At 65.0% G+C, this 10508-nt stretch carries 8 protein-coding genes; 5 read left to right on the top strand and 3 right to left on the bottom strand.

All coding sequences use genetic code 11. The annotated features are described in order from the left end of the window. Positions 1-223 (bottom strand): hypothetical protein (locus GSQ79_RS28910; protein ID WP_210253014.1); only part of this gene is annotated, 223 nt, incomplete at its 3' end. Between GSQ79_RS28910 and GSQ79_RS06115 the strand changes: the two genes are divergently transcribed. Continuing rightward, positions 222-2033, top strand: a complete 1812-nt coding sequence (locus tag GSQ79_RS06115; RefSeq protein ID WP_158807881.1) for a glycoside hydrolase family 15 protein — start codon at positions 222-224, stop codon at positions 2031-2033. The two genes, GSQ79_RS28910 and GSQ79_RS06115, sit on opposite strands and share 2 nt — an antisense overlap. Before the next feature lie 12 nt (positions 2034-2045). On the opposite strand, the gene lpdA is transcribed toward GSQ79_RS06115, so the two are convergent. Together lpdA and GSQ79_RS06105 are read right to left on the bottom strand one after the other, a co-directional pair. Next, positions 2046-3443, bottom strand: a complete 1398-nt coding sequence (lpdA, locus tag GSQ79_RS06110; protein WP_158807841.1) for a dihydrolipoyl dehydrogenase — start codon at positions 3441-3443, stop codon at positions 2046-2048. Positions 3444-3445: 2 nt separating this feature from the next. Further along, entirely contained in the window at positions 3446-3775 is a 330-nt protein-coding gene (locus tag GSQ79_RS06105) for a hypothetical protein (RefSeq protein WP_158807840.1), read from the bottom strand. 548 nt (positions 3776-4323) lie between these two features. On the opposite strand from GSQ79_RS06105, the gene GSQ79_RS06100 reads away from it, so the two are divergent. From GSQ79_RS06100 to GSQ79_RS06085, 4 genes are all read left to right on the top strand, one after another. Then, a complete protein-coding gene (locus tag GSQ79_RS06100) occupies positions 4324-5016 on the top strand; it encodes a TetR/AcrR family transcriptional regulator (RefSeq protein WP_158807839.1) in 693 nt (230 codons plus the stop codon). A 338-nt stretch (positions 5017-5354) separates the two neighbouring features. Continuing rightward, positions 5355-6476, top strand: a complete 1122-nt coding sequence (locus GSQ79_RS06095; RefSeq protein WP_246725128.1) for an efflux RND transporter periplasmic adaptor subunit — start codon at positions 5355-5357, stop codon at positions 6474-6476. Between the two features lie 127 nt (positions 6477-6603). After that, positions 6604-9780: an efflux RND transporter permease subunit gene (locus GSQ79_RS06090; protein ID WP_158807837.1), complete on the top strand. Its 3177-nt coding sequence runs from the start codon at positions 6604-6606 to the stop codon at positions 9778-9780. A gap of 67 nt (positions 9781-9847) precedes the next feature. Beyond that, on the top strand, positions 9848-10459 hold the full coding sequence (locus tag GSQ79_RS06085) for a TetR/AcrR family transcriptional regulator (protein WP_256378988.1): 612 nt from the start codon (positions 9848-9850) through the stop codon (positions 10457-10459). The last annotated feature ends 49 nt before the right edge of the window (positions 10460-10508 follow it).

Below are 10508 nucleotides of genomic sequence, written 5' to 3'. Positions count from 1 at the left end.
CGAGGCGCTCGCCCACGCGATGCGCGGCGGCAAGGTGCTGCTCGACATGCGTGATCGCACGCCGTGACCCCGCGCGGGCTTTTGATTGCTCCCGGCCGGCCCCGTTCACGGTACGCTCCTCTAAGGCGCCGTCCGATGCGGCCGAACCCGTCGTGACCGGAGGTCTTAGGAGGAGGAACGCCGACTCCGCCGACATCGGCGCGCATGGTGCGATCGGCAACATGCGGTCGGTCGCTCTGGTCTCCGATACTGGAACCATCGATTTCCTCTGCCACCCTAGGCTCGACTCGCCGAGCGTGTTCTGTTCGATCCTCGATCCCGAAGCGGGTGGTTCCTTCGCGCTGGCGCCTTCGGAACGTAAGCGATGGACCTCGCGGCAGATATACATTCCCGACACCAACGTCCTCGTCACACGGTTCATGGACGGCTCGGCCGTGGTGGAGGTGACCGACTATATGCCGATCACCGAGGAGGGACCACGCAGCGCCGTCTTGAGACGTGTCACCTGCGTCCGGGGCTCCGCCGCCATGGCGGCGCGTTGCTCTCCACGGTTCGACTACGGTCGCGACGGCGTGCCGAAGGTGTCGCTCGACGGGGACGCGGCCCTCTTCAGACCCGGGACGCCGACCGCCTCCGGTCCCCTGCGCCTACGCAGCGACATGCCGATGACGAAGGACGGACAGGGTGGCGCGACGGCGACGTTCCGGCTCGAGGAAGGGCAATCCGCCTGCTTCATCCTGGAGTGCGGCATCGAGATGCCGAGCGGCGAGCGAGCCGTCGAGGCGTTCATCGAGGCCTCGTTCAAAGAGACGATCGCGTTCTGGCAGGAATGGTCGGCGCGTTCGTCCTACCGGGGTCGCTGGCGGGAACACGTCTCCAGATCCGCGCTGGTGCTCAAGCTTCTCACCTCCGCGGACCACGGATCGATCGCGGCCGCCGCGACGTTCGGATTGCCGGAACAGCCCGCTGGCGCCCGCAACTGGGATTACCGTTTCTGCTGGATCCGGGACGCCGCCTTCACCACGTTCGCGCTCATGCGCCTGGGCTACGTCGACGAGGCTCGTCGCTTCAACGCGTGGGTTTCCGGACGTGCCGAGCGTAGCGAGGCCGGCGACCTGCAGATCCTCTACAGGCTCGACGGAGGCGAAGGGGCCGACGAGACGGAGCTCTTGCACATGCCGGGCTATGGCGGTGCTCGTCCCGTCCGGATAGGCAACGCGGCCGCGGGCCAGCTCCAGCTCGACATCTACGGAGCCCTCTTCGACAGCGTCTACATCGCCGACCGGCACGGCCTGCCGGTGACCTACGAAGGATGGGAACACCTTTCTCGCGCCCTCGATTGGCTCTGTACCAATTGGGACCGGCCCGACGAGGGCATCTGGGAGATCCGCGGCGAGCGCCGACATTTCCTGTCGTCGCGCCTTATGTGTTGGGTCGCGCTCGACCGCGGGCTGCGGCTCGCGCGCAAGCGTTCACTGCCGGCGGAGAACGCGGCCGAGTGGGAACGCAACCGCGATCTCATCCATCGCGATATCCAACGGAGCTTCTGGAACGACGAGCGCAACGCCTTCGTCCAGTATAAGGGCGGATCGGCGCTCGACGCATCCGTCCTCCTGATGCCGCTCATGAAGTTCATAGCGCCGGGCGATCCGCGATGGCTTTCGACGCTCGCGGCGGTGGAGCGCGAGTTGGTGTCGGATGTCCTCGTCCGGCGATACGAGACCGACGATGACGGGAGCGTAGACGGGCTTGCCGGCGCGGAGGGAGCCTTCACGCCCTGCTGCTTCTGGTTCGTGGAATGCCTTGCCCGGTCCGGCGACGTCCATCGCGCCAGGCTGCATTTCGAGAAGCTCGTCGGTTACGCGAACGGCGTCGGCCTCTTCTCGGAGGAGATCAGCGTAGGTGGCGCCCAGCTGGGCAATACGCCGCAGGCGCTGACCCATCTGGCGCTCATTAGCGCGGCATACACGTTGGACCTCGAACTGGACCGAAGCGGTGCGCCGGCGCGCAGGTGGCGGTCGTATCAGGCTTGATGTGGCGCTTACCTAGATGTGGATCGCCCTTCCCTCGACCGCCATCGCGGCTTCCATGAGCCCTTCCGCGGTGGTCGGATGGGCGTGGCAGGTGCGTGCCATGTCCTCGGAGGATCCGCCGAACTCCATCAGTAGCGTCGCCTCCGCAATGAGATCGCCCGCGTTGACACCGACGATGTGGACGCCGAGCACCTTGTCCGTGGTCGCTTCCGCGAGCACCTTCGCGAAGCCCGCGGTGTGGCGCATCGCCCTTGCGCGGCTGTTGGCCGTGAACGGGAATCTGCCGACCGTGTACGCGATGCCCGCCGCCTTCAGATCTTCCTCGGATCGTCCCACGGCAGCCGCTTCCGGCATGGTGTAGATGATCCTCGGCAGGAAGCCGCGGTTCACGCCTCCGGGCTGGCCGGCGATGATTTCAGCCAGGGCGACACCGTTTTCCTCGGCCTTGTGGGCGAGCATCGGCTCGCCGACGACGTCTCCGATGGCGTAAATTCCCGGCACGCTCGTCCGGAAGCGAGCGTCGACCGCGATGCCTCCCGCGCTCATCGAGACACCCAGATCCTCGAGCCCCAGTCCCTCGCTGTTGGGCCGCCGTCCGATCGCGACAAGCGCGACGTCCGCCGCCAGCTCCCTTGCATCGCCGCCGTCCGCCGGCTGGACGCTGATCGCCGCACCGGCACCCGTGGCGACGATACCGACGGCAGTCGTCCCAAGGCGGAACGTGATTCCCTGCTTTTCCAATAGCCGTTGGAGTTGCCTAGCCGTTTCGCCGTCCATTCCTGGCAGGATGCGGTCCAGGGATTCCACGATCTCGACCTTCGCGCCGAGCCGGTTCCATATCGATCCGAGCTCGACCCCTATCGCGCCCGCGCCGACGACGACGAGCCGTTCCGGCACTTGCAGGAAGTTGAGCGCGCCCTGGGAAGTGACGATGACGCGCCCATCCACATTTACGCCATGCATCGCGGCGGCGATCGAGCCCGTCGCGATGCAGATCGCTTTGGCGTCCAACGTTTGCCGCGAACCGTCGCTCGCGACGATATCGACCTTCCCGGCGTTCGGAACGGAGCCGAGTCCTATGAAGACTACGACCTTGTTCCTCTCAAGTAGGGACCGGACGCCAACGTGGTAGGAAGACGCGGCGTCCGACTGATGCTTCATCATCGCGCCGAGGTCGAGTTCGGGAGCGCCGATCCCAATGCCAAGCGCGTCGAAACCATGCCTGGCCTCGTCGAAGCGTTCCGACGCATGAAGCAACGCTTTGGAGGCGATGCAACCGTCGTTCGGGCGGGTGCCCGCACCTGTCGGGTGCTTCTCGACGACCGCGACACTCAGTCCGAGCTGTGCCGCCCGGAGCGCGCAGACCGATCCGCCGGATCCTGTTCCTATGACGACTAGATCGTATGCCACCGTCAGATCCGATCCGAGACGCGGATCGATACGGTGTCAACGGAAGGTCGGCGGCTGCCGCCCGAACCTGACCGGTTCGACGCCGAAGCCGGATCCGCCGTCGGTGACGGCCGGCGCTCGGTGCGGGGCGTCCTGGCCGAGGAGAACAACGCTTCGGCCAAGCCCGCGACCTGTTCAAGCGCCGCCGCATCCTGATCCGCGCGCTCCCCTTGGGCCGCGTTGATCTGGACATGGCCCCTGAGACTTCCACCATTGAACGACAGCGAGAAGGGATACCGTCCGAGCCGTCCGCGCTTCACCACGAAATGGGGACTTTGTTCGAACTGCTTCATGGTCTCGGATCCTCTCCGCCCAAACATCTACGCGCGACGATGGGAGGCTCCGCGTGGTCATTGACGCCGACGGGGAACCGCCTTTCGATATCGAACAAGACGAGCGGCCTTTCTGGATTGGACGTAGAGGATAACGGGATCGGATGTGGGTGCATGGCGTAAACGGTCGGCATTGGGACGATCCGATCCAATTCCCCCGCGACGCAACCCTCGTCTGCATGGCGCGCCAGAACCCCTGATGCCCGGCGGGCAGGTCTGCTCTTTTTCCGGCGGGATGTGCATGCTCGCCCGTCGCGGGCAGCACGATCGTCCAAGCGTGCCGCCCAATGAGCCGTTACAATCAGCTTTCGATTGCGACGAGACGGAACGGGGGCCACGCATGGTTCTAGGGACCGCGCGAAGGGAGCGGAACGAAATGCGTCGGCAGATCGACCGTCCTGGAGGACGTCGCTCCAGACGCTCCGCTCTTGTCGGCCTTGTTGGACAAGCTCGGTCTCGATGGCCTTGATGAGGCGCGGTCGACCTTAAGCGGGAGGGAGACGGACTCGATGCCGAAGGCAAGGACGAAGCGCTTCCCGCGCGGCTCCACAAGGGAACGCATCCTCGCAGCGGCCGAAGGCCTGTTCGCCGAGGCTGGCTTGGACGGAGTGAGCTTTCGCGATCTTGCCGGCTGTGCCGGCGTCAGCCTATCCGCCACCCACTATCATTTCGGTTCGAAGCACGCCTTGCTCGATGAGATCCTAACCCGCGGATCCCATGCCGTGACCGAGGCACGCGCGGCTTCTCTCAAGATGGCGCTCGCCCAGCACGTGCCGTCTCTGGAGGCCGTCATCGAAGCGTTCCTGCGTCCGGCACTCGACGCGACGCGCAGCGAAAGCGGCGAGGCCTTCAATCGGTTGCACGCTCGCCTTGCCGTCGAGCGGGGCCAGGTCACGCGCCAACTCCTCGGCGTTTGCTTCGGCGCGAACGACGAGTTGTTTCTGAAGGCCCTGGCCCAGCTTCTGCCGGACCTGCCGCTCGAGGACCTCCGCTGGCGCTTCCATTTTCTCGTTGGAGCGATGATCCAGGCGACTTCGGACTCCGGTCGGTTTCTGGGTCTGTCGGGCGGCCCTGGTTCGCCGGCTGATACCCCGAGGGCACTGGACGCCTTGGTGAAGGGCTTCGCCGCGCTCTTCCGCGCGCCCTCTGCGGATGGCGAAACAGGTGGTCGCAATGCCTTCTCGGTGCTTGCGAGCCTGTAGGGCTCGCGCGCGACACTACTTCGATCGCGCATACGATGCTGGCCGATAATGGAAGCGCCCTGTGCCGTTGCTTCCACGGGGGCGTGGCCTTGCCGAAAGCCGACAGGAGCAACCCTGGAAACGCTTTTGAGCACGATCGTGCGAACTGGCGCAGGAACGCGCGATACGACCGGGGCCTCGCTCATTAGGTTTGTCCACGAACCGAACGCCGTGGCTTCGTCCATGAACGGGAGGAGGTCGAGCGCCGCCGTTGCGCCGAACGACAAAAGGGACGCGCATCTATGGTAAGGCCACGTCGAAGGGGAGCGGTTGTCCGCGGACGGTCGATCGCCGGGCGGTTGTCGATAGGCCTCGTATGCCTCCTGTTCGCGAATCTGTCGGTCGCGATATCGTTGGCGCAGGCACCGGACGCTCCGCCGACGGTGAGCGTGGCGAAGCCCGTCGTGAAGAACGTCATCGAGCACGACGATTACACTGGCCGCTTCAACGCCATCGATTTCGTGGAGGTCCGTGCTCGCGTGACGGGCTACCTCGACAAGATCAACTTCCGCGACGGCGCGTTCGTCAAGAAGGGGGATCTGCTGTTCGTCATCGACCAGCGGCCCTACCAGGCCCTCTTCGATCAGGCGAAGGCGGCGCAGGCCTCCGCGCAGGCCCGAGTGGCCTTCTCCCAATCCGACCTTGAACGCGCCCAGTCCCTGACGCGGACCGGGAACATAACTGAGCAGACGACCGACCAGCGCCGCCAGACCGCTCAGACAGCCCAGGCGGATCTGGACAATACTACGGCCGCCCTGAAGCAGGCGGCGCTGAACCTGGAGTTCACCGAAGTCCGTGCGCAGGTGTCGGGGAAGATCAGCCAGCGCCTCGTGACCGAGGGGAACATCGTCGTCGCCGACCAGACCCGGCTGACCACCATCGTTTCGCTGGATCCGATCTACTTCTCTTTCACCGTCGACGAGCACTCCTTCCTGAACTACCAGAAGGTCCTCGACATCGGCATGGCCAGCAAGGGTGAGCATAAAGATCCCTCTGTGATGATCGCGCTTACGGGAGAGAACAAGCCGAGCCACCCGGGGACGCTCGACTTTGTCGACAACAACGTCGACAGCGCGACCGGATCGATCCTTCTGCGTGCGACGGTTCGCAACGAGGACAGCCAGATCAAGCCCGGCCTGTTCGGCATCGTAAGCATGCCGGCTTCCGAGCCGTATCGTGGCATCCTCATTCCCGACGAGGCGATAGCGACCAACCAGGACAAGCGTCTCGTCTACGTCGTCTCGGATGACGGCACGGCGAGCGCCCGCGAGATCGTCGTCGGCAGCAAGATCGACGGCTACCGGGTCGTCAGCAGCGGCCTGAAGGGCGACGAGACCATCGTCATCAACGGTCTGACCAGGGTCAGGCCCGGGGCGAAGGTCACACCGCAGAAGAAGGACCTTCCCGCCGCACGATCCTGACCGCGCCCGCGCGTCGAGCGGCGGAGCGGGAAGCCGCCCATCGCGAAGGGGCGTTTCGCCTGTTGTCCGTGCCGGTCAAGAACCGAACCCATCCACGCCCGCGTCCCGCCGGCATCGGAGACCATCGATGCGTTTCGCCCACTTCTTCGTCGACAGGCCGATCTTCGCCTCGGTGACGTCGATCATCCTGCTGATCGTCGGCTACGTGTCGTACCTCTCGCTGCCGGTTTCGCAGTATCCCGACATCGTACCGCCGACCGTTGTGGTGAAGGCCTCCTATCCGGGCGCCAATGCGGCGACGGTCGCAGCCACGGTCGCGACTCCCATCGAGCAGGAGATCAACGGCGTCGACGACATGCTCTACATGTCGTCGCTGTCGACCAACGACGGCAACATGCAGCTGACGGTCACGTTCAAGCTTGGAACGAACCTCGACATCGCCAACGTTCTCGTCCAGAATCGCCTGTCGGTCGCCGAGCCGCGCCTGCCGCCCGACGTCCGCAATCTCGGCGTCACCGTGCGGAAGGCGTCGCCGAACCTGATGATGGTGGTGCACCTGCTGTCGCCCAAGGGCACCTACGACCAGAACTACATCTCGAACTACATCTACCTCAACATCCGCGACCAGCTGCTTCGGCTCGAGGGCGTCGGCGACATCACGATCTTCGGCGGCAACGAGTACGCCTTGCGCGTCTGGGTCGATCCCAACAAGATGGCGGCCTACGGCCTTACGACGAGCGACGTGCTCGCCTCGCTCCAGGAGCAGAACGTCCAGGTCGCCTCCGGGTCCTTGGGGTCGGACCCCGTCCCGCCGGGGACGGAGTTCCAGATCGCCGTGCAGACCCAGGGTCGACTGAAGGATGTCAAGGAGTTCAGGAACGTCATCGTCAAGGCCTCGGACGGCCGGCTCGTACGCATCGACAACATCGCCCGGGTCGAGCTCGGCCAGAAGGACTACGTCACCGAGTCCTTCCTCAACGACAAGTCGGCGATCGGCATCGGCATCTACCAGCGGCCCGGCACGAACTCCCTCAAGACGAACGACGACGTCCACGCGCTGATGGAGAAGTTGAAGGCCGACTTCCCCGCCGACGTCGAATACGACGTCGCCTACAACCCGACGGAGTTCGTCGCCGAGTCGGTCAGCGAGGTCTACAAGACGCTATTCGAGGCGCTTGTGATCGTCGTCATCGTCGTGATCGTGTTCCTGCAGAGCCTCCGTACGGCGATCATCCCCGTGATAGCGATCCCGGTCTCGTTGATCGGGACGCTCGCGGTGCTGAAGCTTCTTGGCTTCTCCCTGAACAACCTCACGCTGTTTGGACTGGTGCTCGCCATCGGCATCGTCGTCGACGACGCCATCGTCGTGGTCGAGAACGTCGAGCGCAACATCGCCAACGGCATGACGCCTGCCGAGGCGGCCCACACGACGATGGACGAGGTCGGGGGCGCGCTTGTGGCGATCGCGCTCGTCCTGTCGGCGGTGTTCATCCCGACGGCCTTCATCCCGGGCATCTCGGGACAGTTCTACCGGCAGTTCGCATTGACGATCGCCGCCTCGACGGTGATCTCGCTCTTCAATTCGTTGACGCTATCGCCAGCGCTCTGCAAGCTGCTGCTCAAGCCGCACGCGGAGCATCACGGCAAGCGCTTCTTCCTCGCGCGCGGTTTCGAATGGGCCGCGAACACGTTCAACCGCGGCTTCGACGCGATGTCGAATGGTTATGCGCGCGCCATCGGTGTGCTGACCGGCGGCATGGTCGGACTTGGCGCGATGCTATTGTTCTACGTCGCCATCATCGCCGGCGTGGTGCATCTGGTGAACACCACCCCCACCGGCTTCATACCGCTCCAGGACCAGGGCTACCTGATCACCGTGATCCAGCTTCCGCCGGGATCCTCGCTACAACGCACGACGGCCGTCGTCCACGAGGCCCAGCGGCGGGCCGAGCAGGTCGAGGGCGTGCGCAACGCCGTCATCATATCGGGCTTCGACGCGGCCACCTTCACCAACGCTACCAACAGCGCGGTGATGTTCCTCGGTCTGAAACCCTTCGAGGAGCGCGTTAAGACCGGACGCACCGGCGCCGTCATTCTCGCCGACGTGATGAAGGTGACGCGACCCATCGAGGAGGCGACGATCCTCCTGCTGCCGCCGCCGCCCGTCCAGGGTCTCGGCAACGGTGGCGGCTACAAGATGCAGGTCCAGAGCCTGCAGAGCTCCGACATGGGACCGCTTCTCGAAGCCTCCGGCAACCTCATCGGGGACGCCAACAAGGACAGCGCGCTCGCCCGCGTCTTCACGACGTTCGGCAACGACACGCCTCAGGTCTTCCTCGATGTCGACCGGACCAAGGCGCGAATGCTGAACGTTCCCCTGGTGGACCTCTTCAACACCCTTCAGGTCAATCTCGGCGGCGCCTACATCAACGACTTCAACCTGCTCGGGCGCATCTATCAGTTGCGTGCGCAGTCGGACGCGCCGTTCCGACTCGAGAAGCAGGACATACGCCGGCTCAAGGTACGTTCCTCGACGGGTGCCCTGGTTCCACTGGGATCCCTAGCGGAAGTCCGCGACATGACCGGCCCGCAGATCGTCCAGCGTTACAACCTGTACTATTCCGTTCCGGTGCAGGGCGACACGAAACCGGGCTTCTCGACGGGACAGGCCCTTGATGCGATGGAGCGCCTCGCCACTAAGGTCCTGCCGCACGGCATGACCTACGCCTGGACCGAGATCGCCTTCCAGGAGCGCGCGGCGGGAAACACCGCCATCTACGTCTTCGCGCTCGGCCTGATCCTGGTCTTCCTCGTGTTGGCTGCGCAATACGAGTCCTGGTCGCTGCCGCTCGCCATCCTGCTCGTCGTGCCGACCGGGGTGCTCGCCGCCCTCGCGGGCGTGCAGTGGCGTGGACAGGACAGCAACATCCTGACGCAGATCGGGCTGATCGTCCTGATCGGGCTAGCCGCGAAGAACGCGATCCTCATCGTGGAGTTCGCGCACCAGATCGAGGGCGAGAAGGACGAAGGACCGGTCGCCGCGGCCGTCGAGGCCTGCCGGCTTCGCCTGCGTCCGATCCTCATGACGGCGTTCGCCTTCATCCTCGGGGTGGTCCCGCTCGCGATCGCGACCGGGCCGGGGGCGGAACTCCGGCAGGCGCTTGGCACGGCCGTGCTCTTCGGAATGATCGGCGCGACGGCCTTCGGGCTCTTCCTGACGCCGGTCTTCTACGTCGTCATCCGTAAGGTCCAGCTGCGCTTTCGTCCCAAGCACGACGTGACGCCGGAAGCGACATCGGCCTGAAGACCGAACCATAACCGCCGGGCGCTTCAACGATCGAGCGTCAGGCGATCCATCGAGGTTTCCGTCCATGCCGAGGGCCAATGTCCGGGAGAAGATCGTCGAGGCGGCGTTGCGGCTGTTCCACGAGCGCGGCTACAACGCATCGGGCATCCAGGACATCGTCTCGCGCGCCGGTGTCCCGAAGGGATCCTTCTACAACCACTTCGCCAGCAAGGAGGCGCTCGGGCTGGAGGCTATCACCCGCGATTGGGACGAAGACGATCTGGAAGTCCTGCGCGAGGAGGGGACGCCGCCTCTGATTCGCGTCCGTCGCCATTTCGAACTTATGGCGGGGCGGTTCTTCGCCAGCGGGTTTTCCCGGGGCTGCCTGCTCGGCGACTTCGGCGCCGAGCTTGCCAACACCAACCCCGCAATCCGCGCGAAGCTTTCCCTCACGCTGCATGCCTGGACTGACGCGGTCTCCGAGGCGCTGCGCGAGGCGCGCGCCGCCGGTGATCTGCGGGCGGACGAGGACGTCGAGCTGCTTGCCCGCTTCCTGCTGGACGCGTGGGGAGGATGCGTATCACGCGGCCGCGTAACAAGGGACCGCTCCGCGATCGATGATTTTTTCAAAATGTCGTTCGCCGTCGTGATCCGGACGCCGGTACGTGCCGGAGATCGCACCGAGTTGGTTCGGTAGTCGTGCCGACTCAGCCGGTCGGCTCTCGGCTCGGAATGCGCTGCCGTCT

This window comes from Beijerinckia sp. L45, from assembly GCF_009765775.1.
In the GTDB taxonomy this organism is placed as follows: Bacteria; Pseudomonadota; Alphaproteobacteria; order Rhizobiales; family Beijerinckiaceae; genus RH-AL1.
The sequence above is the reverse complement of the archived record's forward strand: the minus strand, read 5'-3'. Positions and strand labels throughout refer to the sequence as shown.

Coding starts and splice junctions, on each gene's coding strand:
- GSQ79_RS06115 (WP_158807881.1), top strand. CDS start 222: ATGCGGTCGGTCGCTCTGGTCTCCGATACTGGAACCATCGATTTCCTC.
- GSQ79_RS06105 (WP_158807840.1), bottom strand. CDS start 3,775: ATGAAGCAGTTCGAACAAAGTCCCCATTTCGTGGTGAAGCGCGGACGG.
- GSQ79_RS06100 (WP_158807839.1), top strand. CDS start 4,324: ATGCCGAAGGCAAGGACGAAGCGCTTCCCGCGCGGCTCCACAAGGGAA.
- GSQ79_RS06090 (WP_158807837.1), top strand. CDS start 6,604: ATGCGTTTCGCCCACTTCTTCGTCGACAGGCCGATCTTCGCCTCGGTG.
- GSQ79_RS06085 (WP_256378988.1), top strand. CDS start 9,848: ATGCCGAGGGCCAATGTCCGGGAGAAGATCGTCGAGGCGGCGTTGCGG.